Source organism: Pseudomonas sp. NPDC090233 (genome assembly GCF_044772285.1).
Lineage (GTDB): Bacteria > Pseudomonadota > Gammaproteobacteria > Pseudomonadales > Pseudomonadaceae > Aquipseudomonas.
This window is the reverse complement of the sequence record NZ_JBIVYQ010000002.1, coordinates 362587-382196: the sequence shown is the minus strand read 5'-3', so window position 1 is coordinate 382196 and position 19610 is coordinate 362587. Positions and strand designations below refer to the sequence as shown.

Sequence of the window (19610 nt, the reverse complement as noted above, 5' to 3'; positions counted from 1 at the left end):
TCACTCCTCAGCGCCGCCGAACGATCTGGTAATTGCGCCCCAGGTACCCCAGCGGGATGCTCCATACATGCACCAGGCGGGTGAAGGGGAACAGCAGGATGATGGTCAGGCCCAGGAAGATATGCAGCCTGAAGATCAGCGGCGTGTCGTTCAGGTAGGTGGCCGCGTCGCCATTGAACAACACGATCGCCTGCGCCCAGTTGGCCAGGGTCAGCATCATGGCGCCGTCCAGGTGGCCATAGGAGAAGAAGATCGTCACCAGCCCCAGGCACGCCTGCAACAGCAGCAGGATGAGGATCGCGTTGTCCATGGTGCTGGACGAGGCTTGCACCCGCGGGTTGAACAGCCGCCGCCAGAGCAGCATCGCACCGCCGACCACGCACAGCACCCCGGCCACGCCGCCGATGATGATCGCCATCAGCTGTTTGTGACCGGCCGAGAGGAACGGGCCGTACACCCAGTGCGGTGTCAGCAGGCCGAACAGGTGGCCGAAGAAAATCGTCAGGATGCCGATGTGAAACAGGTTGCTGGCCAGGCGCATGTTCTTGCTCGACAGCATCTGGCTGGACCCTGTCTTCCAGGTGTACTGGCCGTGGTCGAAGCGGTACAGGCTGCCGAGCAGGAATACCGTGCCTGCCAGGTAGGGGTAGTAGCCGTAGACCAGGTGAAGCAGATATTCCTCGAACATGATGCACCTCCGTTCATGGGCCGCTGGGCGGGATGACCTGGATGACCTGGGGGATGGCCTGGTACTTGCGCTCGGCCAGACGACGGCCTTCGGCCGATTGCAGGCTGCAGTCCTGATCGGACTGGGCCTCGAAACGCACCGCTTCTTCTTCCCACACGGCGTCCAGGGCCTGGGGCGTGTTGTCTGGCGGCTCGGCACTGGCGGCCGGGCGCAGGTCAGCAATGCTGTCGCTGGCGCCGATCAGCGTCAGCAGGGCATGCGGCACCAGGGCGTAGCGGCTGTTGCGCTCTTCCAGGCGCGCACCGAGCAGGGCGAGGATCGGCTGGATCTCGCCCAGCCATTGGCCAATTTCGGCTTCCGGGCGGGTGGAGAGGTATTCGAGAAACAGCGGCAGGTGGTCGGGCAGTTCGCGGGCGTCCAGCTGGAAGCCTGCCGCCGCGTACTCGGCCAGCAGATTGACCATCGCCTGGCCGCGGTCGCGGGACTCGCCATGCACGTGCTCGAACAGCAGCAGCGATACCGCCCGGCCGCGGTCGAACATCTCCACGTAGGCTTCTTCGAGGTCGAGCAGTTCGCTGCCCGCCAGCTCGTCGCACCAGTGCGACAGCTCGGCGCGCAGGGGCGCGGGCCAACGCGTTTCGCCTTGAATGAGCGCGATCAGCTCCGGACTGGCGGCCAGCAGCTCGGCGCTTGGGTAGTCGAGCAGGCGCGCCAGCACGCGCAGGCTCAGCAGGCCTTCATCCATGGCGGCTGTCCTCCAGCGGGTCGAAGGTCTGCACCGGCTTGACCAGTGTGGTGGTCTGCTTGCGACCGCCGAACAGGCTGGTTTCGTTGCGCCCGCCATTGCAGCCGTCACCGAAGGTGAAGCCGCAGCCGCTGCGTTCGGCGAACACGTCTGGTACTTGTTCACGGTGGCCGGTAGGGATGACAAAGCGGTCTTCATAGTTGGCGATGGCCAGGTAGCGGTACATGTCCTCGACCTGCTGCTGGCTCAGCCCCACCTGGTCCAGAACCGCAGTGTTCAAGGTGCCGTCGACATGCTTGGCGCGCATGTACACGCGCATTGCCATCAGCCGCTTGAGCGCCAAAACCACCGGCGCTTCTTCGCCAGCGGTGAGCATGTTGGCCAGGTAGCGCACCGGAATGCGCAGCGACTCGATCTTCGGCAGTATGCCGTCGAACTCCACGTGCCCGGCCTCGGCAGCGGACTGGATGGGCGACAATGGTGGTACATACCACACCATCGGCAGCGTACGGTATTCCGGGTGCAGTGGCAGGGCCAGTTGCCAGTCGATTGCCAACTTGTAGACCGGCGAGGCCTGCGCCGCGCTGATCACGTTGTCCGGCACGCCGTCCTTGCGCGCCTGGGCGATTACCGCCGGGTCGTGCGGGTCTAGGAAGATGTCGCACTGGCGGTGGTACAGGTCGCGGTCATCGGCCGAGGCGGCCACTTCTTCGATACGGTCGGCGTCGTACAGCAGTACACCCAGGTAGCGGATGCGCCCCACGCAGGTCTCCGAGCACACGGTGGGTTGGCCGGTCTCGATGCGCGGGTAACAGAAGATGCACTTCTCGGATTTGCCGCTCTTCCAGTTGTAGTAGATCTTCTTGTACGGGCAGCCGCTGACGCACATGCGCCAGCCGCGGCACTTGTCCTGGTCGATCAGGACGATGCCGTCCTCTTCGCGCTTGTAGATCGCGCCGCTGGGGCATGAAGCCACGCAGGCTGGGTTCAGGCAGTGCTCGCAAAGCCTGGGCAGGTACATCATGAAGGTGTTTTCAAACTGGCCGTAGATGTCCGCCTGCACCTGGTCGAAGTTGACGTCGCGGCGGCGCTTGGCGAACTCGGTGCCGAGCAGTTCCTCCCAGTTCGGGCCCCATTCGATCTTTTTCATGCGCTGGCCGGAAATCAGCGAGCGTGGCCGTGCCACCGGCTGGTGATCACCGCTCTTGGCGGTGTGCAGGTGCTCGTAGTCGAAGGTGAACGGCTCGTAGTAGTCGTCGATTTCCGGCAGGTCGGGGTTGGCGAAGATGTTCGCCAGCACCCGCCACTTGCCGCCGATGCCGGGGTTGATCGTGCCATCGGCGTTGCGTACCCAACCGCCGCGCCACTTCTTCTGGTTTTCCCACTCCTTGGGGTAACCGATGCCGGGCTTGGTCTCGACGTTGTTGAACCAGGCGTACTCGACGCCTTCGCGGCTGGTCCAGACGTTCTTGCAGGTGACCGAGCAGGTATGGCAACCGATGCACTTGTCGAGGTTGAGGACCATGCCCACTTGCGAGCGGATTTTCATTTTACGGCCTCCTGCTGGTAGTCGTTGCCTTCGCCGTCGAGCCAGTCGACCCGGTGCATCTTGCGCACGATGACGAATTCGTCGCGGTTCGAGCCCACCGTGCCGTAGTAGTTGAAGCCGTACGAAAGCTGGGCGTAGCCGCCGATCATGTGGGTCGGCTTGGGGCACACGCGTGTCACCGAGTTGTGGATGCCGCCACGGGTGCCGGTGACTTCGGAGCCCGGGATGTTCACGATGCGTTCCTGGGCGTGGTACATCATCGCCATGCCCGGACGCACCCGTTGGCTGACCACCGCGCGGGCAGCAATGGCGCCGTTGGCGTTGTACAGCTCGATCCAGTCGTTGTCGGCCACGCCGATGCTGCGTGCGTCGTCTTCGCTGATCCACACGATCGGCCCGCCGCGCGAGAGGGTCTGCATCAGCAGGTTGTCGCTGTAAGTGGAATGGATGCCCCATTTCTGGTGCGGGGTCAGCCAGTTCAGGGCGATTTCCGGATTTCCGTTGGGCTTGGGCGCGGCGACGCTGGCGGCGGCCTTGGTGTCGATTGGCGGGCGATAGACCATCAGGCTTTCGCCGAACGCACGCATCCACGGGTGGTCCTGGTAGAACTGCTGGCGGCCGGTGAGGGTGCGCCACGGGATCAGTTCGTGGACGTTGGTGTAGCAGGCGTTGTAGCTCACGTGTTCATCTTCCAGACCCGACCAGGTGGGGCTGGAGATGATCTTGCGCGGCTGCGCGACCAGGTCGTGGAAGCGGATTTTCTCCTCTTCCTTGCGCCGCGCCAGGTGGCTGTGTTCGCGGCCGGTGATCTTCGACAGCGCCTCCCAGGCCTTGACCGCCACTTGGCCATTGGTTTCCGGGGCCAGGGTGAGGATCATCTCGGCGGCGTCCAGCGCCGAGGCCAGGCGCGGGCGGCCGGCGGCCGAGCCTTCGTGCTTGTGGTAGTTGAGCTTGCCGAGCAGTTCGACTTCTTCCTCGGTCCTCCAGGCGATGCCCTTGCCGCCATTGCCGAGCGTATCGAGCAGCGGGCCGACCGAGCTGAAGCGCTCGTAGGTTTCGGGGTAGTTGCGCTTGACCTCGATCAGCGAGGGCATGGTCTTGCCGGGGATCGCCTCGCATTCGCCCTTTTTCCAGTCGCGCACCTCGGGCTGGGCCAGCTCACCGGGGCTGTCGTGCTGCAGGGGCAGGGTGACCAGGTCTGTTTCCTCGCCCAGGTGGCCGACGCAGACGCGGGCAAAAGCCTTGGCGATGCCGTCGTAGATCTGCCAGTCGCTGCGCGCTTCCCAGGCCGGGTCGGTGGCGGCGGTCAGCGGGTGGATGAAGGGGTGCATGTCGGAGGTGTTGAGGTCGTCCTTCTCGTACCAGGTGGCCGTGGGCAGCACCACGTCCGAGTACAGGCAGGTGGTGGACATCCTGAAGTCCAGGGTCACCACCAGGTCGAGCTTGCCCTCGATGGCGTCGTCTTTCCACACCACTTCTTCAGGCTTGTGCCCGCCGACTTCGCCGAGGTTCTTGCCGAGTACGCCGTTGCGCGTGCCCAGCAAGTACTTGAGCATGTATTCGTGGCCCTTGCCGGACGAGCCGAGCAGGTTCGAGCGCCAGACGAACAGGTTGCGCGGGTGGTTCTGCGGGTTGTCCGGGTCTTCGCTGGCAAAGCGCAGCTGGCCGCTTTTCAGCTGGCTGACGGTGTAGTCGGCGCTGCTCTGGCCGGCGGCTTGCGCGGCGGCGGCCAGGCGTAGTGGGTTGATGCCCAGCTGCGGCGCCGAGGGCAGCCAGCCCATGCGTTCGGCGCGCACGTTGTAGTCCACCAGGCTGCCGCTGAAGTCCTCGTGGCGCGCCAGTGGGGACAGCAGATCCTTGACCTCAAGCTTCTCGTAGCGCCACTGGCTGGAGTGGTTGTAGAAGAACGACGTGCTGTTCATGTGACGCGGCGGGCGGTGCCAGTCGAGGGCAAAGGCCAGAGGCGTCCAGCCGGTTTGCGGGCGCAGTTTTTCCTGGCCCACATAGTGCGACCAGCCGCCGCCGCTTTTACCTACGCAACCGCAGAGGATCAGCATGTTGATCAGCCCGCGGTAGTTCAGGTCCATGTGGTACCAGTGGTTCATCCCGGCACCGACAATGATCATGGAGCGGCCGTGGGTCTTGTCGGCGTTGCTGGCGAACTCGCGGGCTATGCGGATCATCTGCTCGGCCTTGACCCCGGTGATCGCCTGTTGCCAGGCCGGGGTGTAGGGCTTGAGCTGGTCATAGCCGGTGGCGCCGTCGTCCGCACTGCTGCCGCCGACGGTGGCAGTCAGGCCGCGGTCGATGCCGTAGTTGCCGGCGGTGAGGTCGAACACGGTGACCGCCAGCACCTCGCGGCCATCGGCCAGGCGCAGGCGCTTGGCCGGGATGTGGTGATAGAGCACGTCTCGCACGGGCACATGGGCGAAATGCTCGCGCTCGATGCCGCCAAAGTACGGGAAGGCCACCCGCGCCACTTCGTCATGGCGGCCCAGCAGTGACAGGCACAACTGTACCTCGCTGCCTTCCGCATCGACCGATTCCAGGTTCCAGTGGCCGCTTTCACCCCAGCGGAATCCGATCGAGCCGCGCGGTACCACCAGGCGCTCGCTTTGCTCATCCCAGGCGATAGTCTTCCACTCGGGGTTGTTGGCCTGTTCCAGGTTGCCGGCAAAGTCGCTGGCGCGCAGTTGCTTGCCAGGCACCAGCGTGCCGTCCTCGCGCTGTTCCAGCTCGACCAGGATCGGCATGTCGCTGTAGCGGCGGATGTAGTCGGTGAAGTAGGCGCTGGGGTTGTCGAGGTGGAATTCCTTGAAGATCACATGGCCCATGGCGATGGCCAGGGCGGCGTCGGTGCCTTGCTTGGCGCTCATCCACTCGTCGCAGAGCTTGGCGATTTCGGCGTAGTCGGGGGTGATGGCGATGGTCTTGGTGCCCTTGTAGCGCACCTCGGTGAAGAAGTGTGCGTCAGGGGTGCGGGTTTGTGGGACGTTTGAGCCCCAGGCGATGATGTAGCCGGAGTTGTACCAGTCGGCCGATTCCGGCACGTCGGTCTGCTCGCCCCACACTTGCGGCGAGGCGGGCGGCAGGTCGCAGTACCAGTCGTAGAACGACAGGCACACCCCGCCGATCAGCGACAGGTAGCGGGTGCCGGCGGCGTAGCTGACCATCGACATGGCCGGGATCGGCGAAAAGCCTGCCACCCGGTCGGGGCCGTATTGTTTGACGGTGTAGACATTGGACGCGGCGACCAGCGTCTGCAGTTCGTCCCAGTCGCTGCGCACGAAGCCGCCACGGCCACGGATCGACTTGTATTGCTGGGCTTTGGCCGGGTCCTCAACGATGCTGGCCCAGGCCAGCACCGGGTCGGGCTGCTCGGCCAACGCTTCGCGCCACAGCTGGATCAGCGCCTTGCGCACCATCGGGTACTTGAGCCGGTTGGCGCTGTACAGGTACCACGAATAACTGGCGCCACGCGGGCAGCCACGCGGTTCGTGGTTGGGCAGGTCAGGGCGGGTGCGTGGGTAGTCGGTTTGCTGGGTTTCCCAGGTGACCAGGCCATTCTTGACGTACACCTTCCAGCTGCACGAGCCGGTGCAGTTCACCCCGTGGGTCGAGCGGGCGATCTTGTCGTATTGCCAGCGTTGGCGGTAACTGTCTTCCCAGTTGCGGCTTTCATCGCGGGTTTCACCATGGCCGTCGGCGAACTCGGGTGGGCGTTTGACCAGGTAGCGCAGGCGGTCGATGAAGAAACTCATGGCTTTCCTCCGTGACGGTTACGCACAACGGTTAGCAGCGCACCTCGGCGTTGGCGCGGGTGTAGTAGAACCACGTCAGCACGATGCACAGCAGGTAGAACACGATGAACCCGTACAGCGCCCACTGTGGGCCGCCGGTGAGGTCGAACGAGCTGCCGAACGACTTGGGTATGAAAAAACCGCCGTAGGCGGCCACGGCCGAAATGAAGCCCACGGCGGCGGCGGATTCTTTTTCGCTCATCAGCGCCTGTTGTTCCTGCGGCAGGTGCGGGAACAGGCGCGGCGTCTGCACGCGGAAGATCGCCGGGATCATCTGCGTGGTGCTGGCATTGCCGACACCGGAGAAGAAGAACAGCAGCAGGAACATCGCCAGGAAACCCCAGAAGCTGCCCAGGGCGATGAACCACAACACGCCGCAGACGCAGGCGGCCATGGCCACGTACACCCACAGGCTGATGCGCCCGCCGCCGAAACGGTCGGCCAAGCCACCGGAGAACGCCCGCGAGAGGGCGCCGATCAGCGGGCCGAGGAAGGCGTATTTGAGAATGTCGACATCGGGGAACAAGTGCCCGGCCAACAGCGGGAAGCCCGCCGAGAAGCCGATGAAGCTGCCGAAGGTGCCGGTGTAGAGCACGCTCATCAGCCAGGTATGTTTACGCTTGAAGATCGCCAACTGGTCACTGAACGACGACTTGGCACTGGCGATGTCGTTCATGCCGAACCAGGCGGCCACGGCGGCGGCGAGGATGAACGGCACCCAGATGAACCCGGCGTTCTGCAACCACAGCGGTGTGCCTTGCGTAGTGACTTGCGGCGCCCCGCCCAGGCTGCCGAACACCCCGGCGGTGATCACCAGCGGCACCAGAAACTGCATGACGCTGACACCCAGGTTGCCCAGCCCGGCATTCAGGCCCATGGCGCCGCCCTTGGCCTGCTTGGGGAAGAAGAACGAGATGTTGGCCATGCTCGACGAGAAGTTGCCGCCGCCCAGGCCGCACAGCAGGGCCAGGATCAGCATCACCAGATAGGGCGTTTCAGGGTTCTGCACGGCGAAGCCGATCCACAGCGCTGGCACCAGCAGCGAGGCCGTCGACATCGCAGTCCAGCGCCGGCCACCGAAGATCGGCACCATGAAGCTGTAGAAAATCCGCAGGGTAGCGCCCGACAAACCGGGTAGGGCGGCCAGCCAGAACAGTTGGTTGGGTGTGTAGTCGAAGCCTGCCAGCGGAAGCTTGGCCACCACCACCGACCAGACCATCCAGATGGCGAAGCCCAGCAGCAGGTTGGGGATCGAGATCCACAGGTTGCGGGTGGCGATGCGTTTGCCGGTCGCCTCCCAGAACGCCGGGTCTTCCGGGTGCCACTCACGCAGGACAAAACTGCTGGGCGTGGACAGCTCCGGCAGGTCGCGGGATTCGCTGCGCGCGGCCCATTCCACGCGCTCGGCCATGCGGATGGCGTAATGCATCCACGCCAGTGCACCGGCAGCGATCAGGAACAGCAGCATGAAACAGCTTTGCCAGATGCCGACCACGTCGTTGAGCATGCCGAAGGTCAGCGGCAGCAGGAAGCCGCCAAGGCCGCCCATCATGCCGACCAGCCCGCCGACCACGCCGACGTGCTGCGGGTAGTAGCTGGGGATGTGCTTGAACACCGCCGCCTTGCCCAGCGACATGAAGAAGCCCAGCACCATGATGATCAACGTGAAGCCGACCAGGCCCAAATGCATGGCGAAGTCGATCTCGCCGCGCACGCCGGTAATGCTGTAGCGGGTGGGTGGATAACTGAGCAGGAAGGTGCACAGCACCGACATGCCCAGGGTCCAGTACATCACCTTGCGCGCGCCGTGGCGGTCCGACAGCCAGCCGCCGAGGATGCGGAACAGCGACGCCGGCACGGTGTACAGCGCCGCCACCACACCGGCGGCGGCCAGGCCCAGGCCGTAGACCTGCATCAGGTAGTGCGGCAACCACAAGGCCAGGGCGACGAAGGCGCCGAAGACGAAGAAGTAGTACAGCGAAAAGCGCCATACGCGCAGTTCGGTCAGCGGTGCCAGTTGCTCGCTCAGCGGTACCGGGTGGGCCTGGCGTGAGTCGCTCTGGGGGTCGTTCTTGGCCAACAGGATGAACAGCACGCCCATGATCGCCAGCACGCTGGCATACACCAGCGCCGCGCCGCGCCACCCCAAGGCCAGCATCAGCAGCGGCGCGGCCAGGTTGGTCAGACCGGCGCCGACGTTGCCGGCACCGAAGATGCCCAGCGCCGTGCCCTGGCGGGCGGGCTCGAACCAAGTGGCGGTGTAGGCGGTGCCGACGATGAAACCGCCGCCGGCCAGGCCAACGCCGAGCGCGGCCACCAGCAGCAAGGCGAAACTGTCGGCGAATGTCAGCAGGTAGACGCACAGCGCCGACGTCAGCATCAGCAGGCCGAAGACCCAGCGGCCGCCATAACGGTCAGTCCACAGGCCGAGGAATATTCGCGAGATGGAACCGGTGAGCACCGGCGTGGCCATCAGCAGGCCCAGTTGGGTATCGGAGAGGGCGAACTCGTCCTTGATTTGCAGGCCGAGGATGGAGAACAACGTCCACACGGCGAAGCACAAGGTGAAGGCCAGGGTGGACAGGCCAAGGGCGCGGTACTGGTCTCGGGCTGGAACATTCGTGGCCATGCAAGCACTTCCCTATGGGGTGCAAGAGCGACGGATGTGCATCAGCCGAGAGCGTACCCGGGGCAGATCAAGCCCGTTCCTGGAAAACGCCACTCGCCAGCTGAATCACGGTTGGTACTGCACTTTCTCTTTTTATGGGTGCTGCTATCTGCGGGTACAGGCTAGATGGCAATATTGCGGATCGCCAATTTAGCGTGCCATTGCAGTGCATGCTGGAGGGATGTTGCTGGAATAACGGCGGGGTGGATACTGGCAAATTTACCAGGTGGGCCAGGCATGGAGAATGCCCGGAAAAGATAGCGCGTCCCTGCGCCAGGTGAACGATCAGAAGCTGTATTTGGCTGTCAGCATCATGTTGCGTGGGCTGCCCCAGACGTCGCCAGCGTAGTCCACCGAGGTAGCAACGGCCGAGTAGAACTTGCGGTCGAACACGTTGTTGGCATTGAGCTGAAGGTCGAGGTTCTTGTTGACCTGGTAGCCAGCCATCAAGTCGGTGACGGCGTAGGAGCCCTGTATCAGGCGGTACTCGCTGCCATCGGCAACGGTGAAGTCGTTGTAGATCCGGCTCTGCCAGGAAATGTTGCCACCGACACGCAGTTTCTCCAGCGGGCCTTCGAAGCGGTAGGTGGTGGTCAGCTTGAACATGTGCTCCGGCGTATCGGTGTCGAAGCGCTGATTCACGTTGGCCGGGGTGGCGGCATCCTTGATGGTGTGGGCACGGGCGTAGGTGTAGCCGGCACCGACCTGCCAGTTGCGAGTCAGCGCACCTTGCAGTTCCATGTCGATGCCCTGGCTGCGCACTTCGCCGGAGGCGACGTAGCAGTTGGTCGGGTCATTGCAGCCGGTCAGGTCGGTCTGCGCGACGGCACGGTTTTCCTGGTCGATGCGGAACAGCGCAATGCTGGCGTTCAACGCGCCGTCGAAGTACTCGCCCTTCACACCGATTTCGTAGTTTTTGCCCTCGATCGGCTTGACCGGGCTGCCCGAGGCGTCCTTGGAGCTTTGCGGGTTGAAGATGTCGCTGTAGCTGACATACACCGAGTGATGATCGTCCAGGTCATAGATCAGGCCGGCAAAGCGGGTGACGTTGCGGGTGACCTTGTAGTCGGCGGCGCTGCTTTCCTTGTTGTCATAGTCGTACCAGTCCAGGCGGCCACCGAGGATCAGTTTCAGCGGGTCGGCCAGGCTCAGGCGGGTGGTCATGTACACGCCTTCCTGGGTGGTGACCTCACGGGTGTTGCCAGTGTGCACGAAGTCGGGCTTGCCGCCATTGAGCGGGTAGTTCATCTCGTAGGGGGTGTAGTTGCGCGTGTCCATGTCGTAGATACGCTTGCTGGCGCCGACCACCAGTTCGTGGGAGCGGCCGAAGGCTTCGAACGGGCCGCTGACGAAGCCGTCGACGCCGGCCTGGTTTTCCTGGTGCTTGGACTGGTAGACCGTGCGCGACAGCGGCGCATTCAACCCGGCCCAGCGCGACTGGTAGGAACCGGTGAAGGTGGCGTCCTGCTGGGAATAGTTGGTGTTGACCTGCAGCTTCCAGTCATTGGCCAGGCGATGGCGCACTTCGGCGAAGACGGTGTTGATCTCCTGGTCCTTGTTCTCCCAGTCGGTACCGGGGTTGTAGGAGCGCGAGAAGCCCATGTGATGGCCGTCCAGCGCCGTGGGCATGGCGCCCCAGAAGTAATTGGTCTTGTCCTTCTGGTGTGAGAAACCGAGGGTCAGCGTGGTGTCTTCGGACAGGTCGGCTTCGGTGATGCCATAGAACAGGCCGTGGTCTTCTTCCACATCATCGATGAAGCTGTTGGCATCGCGGTACGACGCTACCACGCGGCCACGCAGCGTGCCGCTGTCGTTGAGCGGGCTGGAGGCATCGATTTCACCGCGGTAGTTGTCCCAGCTGCCAGCGGCGCCGGTCAGGGTGACCTTCTGCTCGGCCAGCGGGCGTTTGCGCACCAGGTTGATCGCCGCCGACGGGTTGCCGGAGCCGGTCACCAGGCCGGTTGCACCACGCACGACTTCGACGCGGTCGAACATGGCCAGGTTCGGTTGCGCGCCAACGGTCCAGCCTTGATAACCACTGGGGATGCCGTCGTACATCAGGTTGTCGATGTCGAAGCCACGCGCCGAGTAGGTCTGCCGACCCGGGCCGCTGGAATAGTCGAGGTACAGCCCTGGCGTGGCCTTGACCACGTCGTTGATGCTGGTCATCGCCTGGTCGTCCATGCGCTGGCGGGTGATCACGGTAACTGCTTGCGGCGTTTCACGCAGGCTCAGCGGCAGCTTGGTGGCGGTGGACATGCTGCCGGTTGTGTAGGAATTTGAACCTTCGGTGGTGCTGCCCAGTTGGTTGGAGCTGATCTCGGTGGCGCCCAGTTCCAGGGTAGTGGGCTGGTCATCTTCCGCCAGGGCCGGGGAGGCGATGGCCATGCACACGGCCATGGCGAGGAGATTGCGGGCTGGAAAAGGGCGCGTGGGCGCGAAGGACGACTGCATGAGGGACAAATTCCTATAGCGTGTTAAGAGTTATTGATAGTGCGTATGAGAACGATTAACAATAAGTGTGTCAGGATTTGTCGCAGCGTGAAAGTCTGGTATGCCAGATTTTTTACATTTTTTTCACATTTGGGGTGCGAGCTAGAGCCGCTCAATGTTGTGGGAGCGGCTTTAGCCGCGAAGCAAGCGACACGGTCGATGGCACCGGCTCTGCCGGTGTTCGCGGCTGAAGCCGCTCCCACTAGCGAGTTCAGTCGTTGTGATGGGGGATCTGCTTGCCGCGCTGGCTGGCCACTTCAACCGCCTGCCCATCTCGCTGTTTGCCCTGGCGCGCCAACCCCTCAAGCTGCGGGATCAGCATCCCTTCCGGCAAATGCCGCCAGAACCGCCCGGGCATGTGCAGACGCAGAGCATCCGGATTGAGCCGCGCGGGATTGAAGATATGGCGGTAGTAGGTAAGCCACAATTCAGCGCCAGGGTCATCAGCATTGCGTGCCCATTGCCGCCAAGCATCCGGGCAACTGCGCCGATAATCGAAATGCTCGCCGTCGAAGCGAATGCCATCCTGAGGCGTTGCGATCAACCAGCGCTGGCGCCCAAGGCGGTCGGCGAAGTGCGCGCTGGCACTCTGCAGAATGTCATGGGCCGGTTCGTGATAAGCCACCAAATCCAGTTGCAGCTGCTCGGCAAGCGCCTTCGGCAATGGCACGAAACGCACGAACGCATGCAGGTGATGTGCTTCCCGGCTGACCTGCTTGATGCGCCGGTGCAGTTCACTGCCCAACCGATCCCCCGCAAGCATCGCCGTGCGGTCGCCATGGGCTACTCGCCAGAGTACGTCGTACAAGAGGTTCCAACGTTGCTCGCCACGGTAACGCGAGGCTTGCTCCAGCAGGCTCAATAGCGCTGCCGGCACCTTGGCACGAAAAGGGCCGGGGCCGTCGGGCAGCGGTTGCGGCACCGCCAGCAGGTCATCGATCGGCCCCTGCGCCCAGCTCACCTCACTTGGGTCGATTCCATGGCCGAGCATCGTGCGCGCCTGGACGCGCCAGGTGGCGAACAGGTCATCGCAATCGAGCGCGATCACCCCCACAGCCCCATCTGCACCGGTGCCTGCGGCTCACGCAGGCGCGCTCGCAACAGGCCGCTGCGCAGCTCGCCCTGGGCTGGGCGGTAGTCACTGGTGATGATGAAGGGCCGCGCCTTGTCGAGCACGCAGCGCAGCTGGATCAGATCGTCGTAGCGCACCCGTCGCTCTCGGCGCAGTGCTACCAGCCGTTGCACGCTACGCAGACCGATACCGGGGATGCGTGCCAGCAGCGCGGGTTCGGCACGGTTCACATCCAGTGGGAACACGTCCCGATTGGCCAGCGCCCAGGCCAGCTTTGGGTCGATGTCCAGCGCCAGGTTACCTTCTTGCCCCAACAACTCTCCGGCTTTGTAGCCATATCCGCGCAGCAGGAAATCCGCCTGATACAGCCGGTGCTCGCGCAACAGCGGTGGCGCTGCCAGCGGCACGCTGTTGGGGCTGTCGGGGATCGGGCTGAACGCCGAGTAATACACGCGCTTGAGGCCGTAGCCCTGGTACAGCGACTCGGCGTTGCGCAGAAGGGTGCTGTCGTCGGTGGCATCGGCGCCGACAATCACCTGGGTGCTCTGCCCAGCCGGCGTGAAGCGCGGTGCTTTCGGCTCGTTTGCTACAGCTTGCTGGCCTTGGTGAATCACGCCCATCGCCTGGCGGATGGTGTGCGTGTGCTTTTCCGGGGCCAGCCGCTTGAGGCTGGCATCGGTGGGCAGCTCGATGTTGACGCTGAGACGATCAGCCAGGCGCCCGGCTTCCTCGATCAGCAGCGGGTCGGCGTCGGGGATCGTCTTCAGGTGAATATAGCCACGGAAGTTGTGCTCCTCGCGCAGCAGGCGGGCGACGCGGATCAGTTGCTCCATGGTGTAGTCGGCCGAGCGAATGATGCCGGAGCTGAGGAACAAGCCACTGATGCAGTTGCGCCGGTAGAAATCCAGGGTCAGGCGCACCACCTCTTCAGGCGTGAAGCGCGCCCGCGGCACGTTGCTGGAGCGGCGGTTGACGCAGTATTGGCAGTCGTACAGGCAGAAGTTGGTCAGCAGCACCTTGAGCAGCGAGACGCAACGACCGTCCGGGGTGTAGCTGTGGCAGATGCCCATGCCATCGGTCGCGCCCAGGCCTTCGCTGCCGCGCGAGCTGCGCTTGGGCGCGCCGCTGCTGGCGCAGGAAGCGTCGTATTTGGCGGCGTCGGCGAGGATGCCGAGCTTGGCGATGAGCTGCATGGGGCTGTCTCATGGTACTGAATATTCATACAGTATTTTGAGAATCGATTGATTGCAAGAGGCGGTGATCGACGGCGCTCAATATCCGACCAAATCCGTCAGCTAAGCTTGTGCTGGACTTTACGGATAGCGGGAGACGTCATGAACATCACGCACAAGTCGAAGCTTGCCCTGGCCGGCCTTGCGCTGGCCTTCGGCATGCTCAATGCCCAGGCCGCCGAGAGCAAGAAGGTCGATGTGCTGCTGGTGGGCGGGGGCATCATGAGTTCGACCCTGGCGGTCTGGCTCAACGAGCTGGAACCCGGCTGGTCCATGCAGATGGTCGAGCGCCTGGACAAGGTCGCCGAAGAAAGCTCCAACGGCTGGAATAACGCCGGTACGGGCCACTCGGCCCTGGCGGAGCTCAACTACACCCCAGAAAAGAACGGCAAGATCGATATCAGCAAGGCGGTGGAAATCAATGAATCGTTCCAGATCACCCGCCAGTTCCTCGCCTGGCAAGTGAAGCAGGGTGTATTGAAAAACCCGCATTCCTTCATCAATACCACCCCGCACATGAGTTTTGTCTGGGGCGACGACAACATCAAGTTTCTGAAGAAACGTTACGAGGCGCTGCAAGCCAGCCCACTGTTCAAGCCCATGCAGTACTCCGAAGACCACGAGCAGATCCGCAAGTGGGTGCCGCTGATGATGGAAGGCCGTGACCCCAACCAGAAGCTGGCCGTGACCTGGACGCCGATCGGCACCGACGTCAACTTCGGTGAGATCACTCGCCAATACGTGGGTTACCTGAAAACTCGGCCGAACTTCGATCTCAAGCTGTCCAGCGAGGTCGAACACATCACCCGCAATGATGATGGCTCCTGGCACGTCGAGTACAAAAACCTCAAGGACGGTAACACCGCCAGCACCGACGCCAAGTTCCTGTTCATCGGCGCTGGCGGCGCGGCGCTGCCACTGCTGCAGAAGTCGGGTATCGATGAGGCCAAGGACTATGCCGGCTTCCCGGTCGGTGGTTCGTTCCTGGTCACCGACAACCCGACCCTCGCCCAGCGCCACATGGCCAAGGCCTACGGCATCGCCGCAACCGGCGCGCCGCCGATGTCGGTACCGCACCTGGATACCCGCGTGCTCGACGGCAAGCGGATGATCCTGTTCGGGCCGTTCGCGACCTTCTCGACCAAGTTCCTCAAGCAGGGCTCGTTGCTCGACCTGTTCGCCAGCGTCAGCGTGCACAACACCTGGCCGATGGTGCGCGTGGGCGTGCGTGAGTTCGACCTGGTGCAGTACCTGATCGGCCAAGTGCTGCAGTCGGATGATGATCGTTTCGAAGCCTTGCGCACCTACTTCCCAGAGGCGAGGAAGGAAGACTGGCGCCTGTGGCAGGCCGGCCAGCGGGTGCAGATCATCAAGAAGGACGACAACCAGGGCGGGGTACTCAAGCTGGGCACTGAGGTGGTGACGTCCAAGGACGGCAGCATCGCCGGCCTGCTCGGCGCTTCGCCGGGCGCTTCGACGGCGCCGCCGATCATGCTGGACCTGATGGGCAAGGTGTTCAAGGACAAGCTGGCTTCGCCGCAGTGGCAGGCCAAGATCAGGCAGATCATCCCGTCTTATGGCATGCGCCTGAACGAACATCCGGATGAGGTGCAGAAGGAGTGGGCGTACACCAATGAAGTGCTGCAGTTGAATCCGCCGGTAGCGGGGGATGCACAGTGATTGGGGGCGTCCCGATCGAGCAGGACAACTAAACTTACAACCAGCCCGCCGCTGCTCCCCCAGCGGCGAGCCCTCACCATCCATCCGACCATCGCCTCACCGGACCGGACATCCCTTGCTGACGGTGGCCTTCTTGCAGAGGAGGGCAGGTCATGGACGAGGCAAGGCTTCACGATTTCATGGGCAAGCTGGTCGGCGACATGGGCGCTGCGGCGACCCTGGCCAATGTAATTCTCGGCGACGAACTGGGGTTGTATCGGGCCATGGCCGACAGCCAGCCGCTGACCCCTGAGGCGCTGGCAGCGAAGACCGGCTGCCATCCACGGTTAGTGCGCGAATGGCTCAACGCTCAAGCTGCATCGGGCTATATGCTTCATGAAAAAGGCAGCTTCGTGCTGCCCGAAGAACAGGCGATGGTGCTGGCGTCGGAAGACTCACCGGCCTATATGGCCGGCGGCGCGGCAGTGGTGGCCGCGCTGTTCCACGACAAGGACAAGCTGGTGGCGGCCATGCGGGGTGACGGCGGGCTGGCCTGGGGCGACCATCATCCGTGCATGTTCAGCGGCACCGAGCGGTTCTTCCGGCCTGGTTACCGCACTTTCCTGGTGGCGGACTGGTTGCCAGCGCTCGATGGCGTGGTCGACAAGCTGCAGGCGGGGGCGAAGGTGGCGGATGTCGGCTGTGGGCATGGCGCTTCGACGCTGGTGATGGCCCAGGCGTTTCCAGCCTCCACGTTCACAGGATACGACTACCACGCACCGTCGATTACCACGGCCCGGGAGCGCGCTCGCGAGGCTGGCGTATCGGAACGGGTAAGCTTCCAGCAGGCCTCGGCCAAGGATTATCCGGGGCATGACCACGACCTGGTGTGCTTTTTCGACTGCCTGCACGACATGGGCGACCCGGTCGGCGCGGCGAGGCATGCTTACAAGGCCTTGAAGGCTGACGGCACGGTGATGTTGGTGGAGCCCTATGCCGAGGATTCGCTGGACGGCAACCTGACACCGGTGGGGCGCCTGTTCTATGCGGCTTCGACGTTCATCTGCACACCAAATTCGCTGTCTCAGGAAGTCGGGCTGGGGTTGGGCGCCCAGGCGGGAGAAGCGCGTTTGCGGGCGGTGTTCGAGGAAGCGGGGTTCAGCCAGTTTCGGCGGGCGACGCAGACGCCATTCAATCTGATCTTGGAAGCCAGGAAATAACCGACCAAAAAAGAAGGGGCGCCGTGTTGGCGCCCCTTCGTCTTGTTGCTTAGGCTTCAGCGTCCCAAGGACGATCGCCTTTTTCATCTTTCACGCGGGTCGGCAGCCCCATGACGTCCAGCGCCTTGAGGAACGGCTCGGCGGGCAGTTCCTCGACGTTGACCATGCGCTTGGCATCCCACTCGCCACGGGCGACCAGCAGGGCCGCAGCCACTGGCGGTACACCGGCGGTGTAGGAAATGCCCTGGCTGTCGGTCTCGGCAAAGGCTTCTTCGTGGTCGGCCACGTTGTAGATGAACACTTCACGCGGCTGGCCATTCTTGGTGCCCTTGACCAGGTCACCGATACAGGTCTTGCCGGTGTAGCCCGGGGCCAGCGAAGCTGGGTCAGGCAGCACGGCCTTGACCACCTTCAGCGGCACCACTTCCAGGCCTTCAGCAGTCTTGACCGGCTGCTCGGAGAGCAGGCCGAGGTTCTTCAGCACGGTGAACACATTGATGTAGTGCTCGCCGAAGCTCATCCAGAAGCGCACGTTCGGCACGTTCAGGTTCTTCGAGATCGAGTGGACCTCGTCGTGACCGGTCAGGTACAGGTTCTGCGAACCCACCACTGGCAGGTCGTCGGTACGCTTGACTTCGAACATGGTGTTGCTGGTCCACTGGCTGTTCTGCCAGCTCCAGACTTGCCCGGTGAACTCGCGGAAGTTGATTTCCGGGTCGAAGTTGGTGGCGAAGTACTTGCCATGGGACCCAGCATTGACGTCGAGAATATCGATCGAATCAATGCTGTCGAAATACTGTTGCTGCGCCAGTTTTGCGTAGCTGTTCACCACACCCGGGTCGAAACCGACACCAAGAATGGCGGTGATGTTCTTCTCTTGGCATTCTTCGAGGTGTTTCCACTCGTAGTTGCCGTACCAGGGCGGCGTCTCGCAGATCTTGCCCGGTTCTTCGTGAATCGCGGTGTCCAGGTAGGCGACACCGGTATCGATGCAGGCACGCAGCACAGACATGTTGAGGAAGGCGGAGCCGACGTTGATCACGATCTGCGATTCGGTCTCGCGGATCAGTGCCTTGGTCGCCTCGACATCGAGGGCATTAAGCGAGAAGGCCTGGATGTCGGCGGGTACCTTGAGGCTACCCTTGGCCTTGACGCTGTCGATGATGGCCTGGCATTTGGAGATGTTCCGTGACGCGATAGCGATACGACCGAGTTCGTCGTTGTGCTGCGCGCACTTGTGGGCCACCACCTTGGCGACACCTCCTGCACCAATGATAAGAACGTTCTTCTTCAATTTACCTTTAGCTCCTTACTTTAAAGGCCTGTCTTACGACAGGCTGGAAACGTAGTCTTCGAAACCGAACTCGCGCACCACTTCGACGCTGCCGTCGAGTTGCTTGACCGCGATGGACGGCATCTTCAAACCGTTGAACCAGTTTTTCTTGACCATGGTGTAGCCCGCCGTGTCGATGAACGACAGGCGATCGCCGATGGCCAGCGGACGATCGAATTGGTACTCGCCGAAGATGTCACCGGCCAGGCACGATTTGCCGCAGACCATGTAGGTGTGCTCGCCATCGTTGGGGGCCATCTTGGCGTTGAGGCGGTAGATCAGCAGGTCGAGCAGGTGAGCTTCGATGGAGCTGTCGACCACGGCCAGGTGTTTGCCGTTGTACAGGGTGTCGAGCACGGTCACTTCCAGCGAGGCGCTGTTGGTGATGGCCGCTTCGCCCGGCTCCAGGTAGACCTGTACGCCGTACGTTTGCGAGAAGGCTTTCAGGCGTGCGCAGAAGGCATCGACTGCATAGTCTTCACCGGTGAAGTGGATGCCGCCACCCAGGCTGACCCACTCGACCTTGTGCAGCAGGTGGCCGAAGCGTTCTTCGATGTGCGTGAGCATCTTGTCGAACAGGCCGAAGTCACCGTTCTCGCAGTTGTTGTGGAACATGAAGCCGGAGATCTGCCCGATGACCTTCTCGATCTTCTCCGGGTCCCACTCGCCGAGGCGGCTGAACGGGCGGGCCGGGTCGGCCAGCAGGTAGTCGGAGCTGCTCACCTGTGGGTTGACGCGCAGGCCGCGGACCTTGCCTTCGGACTGTTCGGCAAAGCGCTGCAGCTGGCCGATCGAGTTGAAGATGATCTTGTCGCAGTTTTCGAGCATTTCCTCGACCTCGTCGTCGGCCCAGGCCACGCTGTAAGCGTGGGTCTCGCCGGCGAACTTCTGGCGGCCGAGCTTGAGCTCGTACAGCGACGAAGAAGTGGTGCCGTCCATGTACTGCTGCATCAGGTCGAATACCGACCAGGTGGCGAAGCACTTGAGGGCGAGCAGCGCCTTGGCACCGGAGTGTTCACGCACGTAGGCGATCTTCTCCATGTTGCTCAGCAGCTTGGTTTTATCGATGAGGTAGTACGGCGTCTTGATCATTTAAAGGCCCCCGGCCAGGCCGGCCAAAAAAAGGACACGCATTGTGCCTTCACTTGCTG

The 19610-nt window shown here is 63.0% G+C and carries 12 protein-coding genes; 2 read left to right on the top strand and 10 right to left on the bottom strand.

Going from position 1 to position 19610, the window contains the following annotated elements:
- Positions 1 to 7: 7 nt before the first annotated feature.
- From narI to ACIQUF_RS06170, 8 genes are all read right to left on the bottom strand, one after another.
- Entirely contained in the window at positions 8 to 688 is a 681-nt protein-coding gene (narI, locus tag ACIQUF_RS06205; protein WP_403129506.1) for a respiratory nitrate reductase subunit gamma, read from the bottom strand.
- Positions 689 to 701: 13 nt separating this feature from the next.
- The gene (narJ, locus tag ACIQUF_RS06200) at positions 702 to 1433 is read right to left on the bottom strand and encodes a nitrate reductase molybdenum cofactor assembly chaperone (protein ID WP_403129504.1); all 732 of its coding nucleotides are present in this window, start codon (positions 1431 to 1433) and stop codon (positions 702 to 704) included.
- Positions 1426 to 2982: a nitrate reductase subunit beta gene (narH, locus tag ACIQUF_RS06195; RefSeq protein WP_403129502.1), complete on the bottom strand. Its 1557-nt coding sequence runs from the start codon at positions 2980 to 2982 to the stop codon at positions 1426 to 1428. Before narH ends, narJ begins: the two co-directional genes overlap by 8 nt.
- The gene (locus ACIQUF_RS06190) at positions 2979 to 6743 is read right to left on the bottom strand and encodes a nitrate reductase subunit alpha (RefSeq protein ID WP_403129500.1); all 3765 of its coding nucleotides are present in this window, start codon (positions 6741 to 6743) and stop codon (positions 2979 to 2981) included. The genes narH and ACIQUF_RS06190 overlap by 4 nt, the downstream gene beginning before the upstream one ends.
- A 31-nt stretch (positions 6744 to 6774) precedes the next feature.
- Positions 6775 to 9411 carry a nitrate/nitrite transporter gene (locus tag ACIQUF_RS06185; protein ID WP_403129497.1) on the bottom strand — a complete coding sequence of 879 codons (2637 nt, stop codon included), beginning with the start codon at positions 9409 to 9411 and terminating at the stop codon, positions 6775 to 6777.
- Positions 9412 to 9735: 324 nt separating this feature from the next.
- Positions 9736 to 11904 (bottom strand): TonB-dependent siderophore receptor, encoded by a 2169-nt coding sequence (locus ACIQUF_RS06180; protein WP_403129494.1) that lies wholly within the window; start codon positions 11902 to 11904, stop codon positions 9736 to 9738.
- Between the two features lie 250 nt (positions 11905 to 12154).
- Positions 12155 to 12997: a TIGR03915 family putative DNA repair protein gene (locus ACIQUF_RS06175; protein WP_403129493.1), complete on the bottom strand. Its 843-nt coding sequence runs from the start codon at positions 12995 to 12997 to the stop codon at positions 12155 to 12157.
- Complete coding sequence (locus ACIQUF_RS06170; protein WP_403129492.1) at positions 12988 to 14208, bottom strand: putative DNA modification/repair radical SAM protein; 1221 nt, start codon at positions 14206 to 14208, stop codon at positions 12988 to 12990. Before ACIQUF_RS06170 ends, ACIQUF_RS06175 begins: the two co-directional genes overlap by 10 nt.
- A 141-nt stretch (positions 14209 to 14349) precedes the next feature.
- Here ACIQUF_RS06170 and mqo point away from each other — a divergent pair, with 141 nt between their 5' ends.
- On the top strand, positions 14350 to 15927 hold the full coding sequence (gene mqo, locus ACIQUF_RS06165; RefSeq protein WP_403129490.1) for a malate dehydrogenase (quinone): 1578 nt from the start codon (positions 14350 to 14352) through the stop codon (positions 15925 to 15927).
- A gap of 152 nt (positions 15928 to 16079) precedes the next feature.
- Positions 16080 to 17126: a class I SAM-dependent methyltransferase gene (locus ACIQUF_RS06160; protein WP_403129488.1), complete on the top strand. Its 1047-nt coding sequence runs from the start codon at positions 16080 to 16082 to the stop codon at positions 17124 to 17126.
- Positions 17127 to 17175: 49 nt separating this feature from the next.
- Here ACIQUF_RS06160 and ACIQUF_RS06155 read toward each other — a convergent pair whose 3' ends face one another.
- The gene (locus ACIQUF_RS06155; RefSeq protein ID WP_400803328.1) at positions 17176 to 18420 is read right to left on the bottom strand and encodes a saccharopine dehydrogenase family protein; all 1245 of its coding nucleotides are present in this window, start codon (positions 18418 to 18420) and stop codon (positions 17176 to 17178) included.
- A gap of 33 nt (positions 18421 to 18453) precedes the next feature.
- Complete coding sequence (locus ACIQUF_RS06150) at positions 18454 to 19551, bottom strand: carboxynorspermidine decarboxylase (RefSeq protein ID WP_403129486.1); 1098 nt, start codon at positions 19549 to 19551, stop codon at positions 18454 to 18456.
- Positions 19552 to 19610 lie beyond the last annotated feature (59 nt).

What these genes read in the sequence shown, in the direction of transcription:
- narI (WP_403129506.1), bottom strand. Translation starts at nt 688, where the DNA reads ATGTTCGAGGAATATCTGCTTCACCTGGTCTACGGCTACTACCCCTAC.
- narJ (WP_403129504.1), bottom strand. Translation starts at nt 1,433, where the DNA reads ATGGATGAAGGCCTGCTGAGCCTGCGCGTGCTGGCGCGCCTGCTCGAC.
- narH (WP_403129502.1), bottom strand. Translation starts at nt 2,982, where the DNA reads ATGAAAATCCGCTCGCAAGTGGGCATGGTCCTCAACCTCGACAAGTGC.
- ACIQUF_RS06190 (WP_403129500.1), bottom strand. Translation starts at nt 6,743, where the DNA reads ATGAGTTTCTTCATCGACCGCCTGCGCTACCTGGTCAAACGCCCACCC.
- ACIQUF_RS06185 (WP_403129497.1), bottom strand. Translation starts at nt 9,411, where the DNA reads ATGGCCACGAATGTTCCAGCCCGAGACCAGTACCGCGCCCTTGGCCTG.
- ACIQUF_RS06180 (WP_403129494.1), bottom strand. Translation starts at nt 11,904, where the DNA reads ATGCAGTCGTCCTTCGCGCCCACGCGCCCTTTTCCAGCCCGCAATCTC.
- ACIQUF_RS06170 (WP_403129492.1), bottom strand. Translation starts at nt 14,208, where the DNA reads ATGCAGCTCATCGCCAAGCTCGGCATCCTCGCCGACGCCGCCAAATAC.
- mqo (WP_403129490.1), top strand. Translation starts at nt 14,350, where the DNA reads ATGAACATCACGCACAAGTCGAAGCTTGCCCTGGCCGGCCTTGCGCTG.
- ACIQUF_RS06160 (WP_403129488.1), top strand. Translation starts at nt 16,080, where the DNA reads ATGGACGAGGCAAGGCTTCACGATTTCATGGGCAAGCTGGTCGGCGAC.
- ACIQUF_RS06150 (WP_403129486.1), bottom strand. Translation starts at nt 19,551, where the DNA reads ATGATCAAGACGCCGTACTACCTCATCGATAAAACCAAGCTGCTGAGC.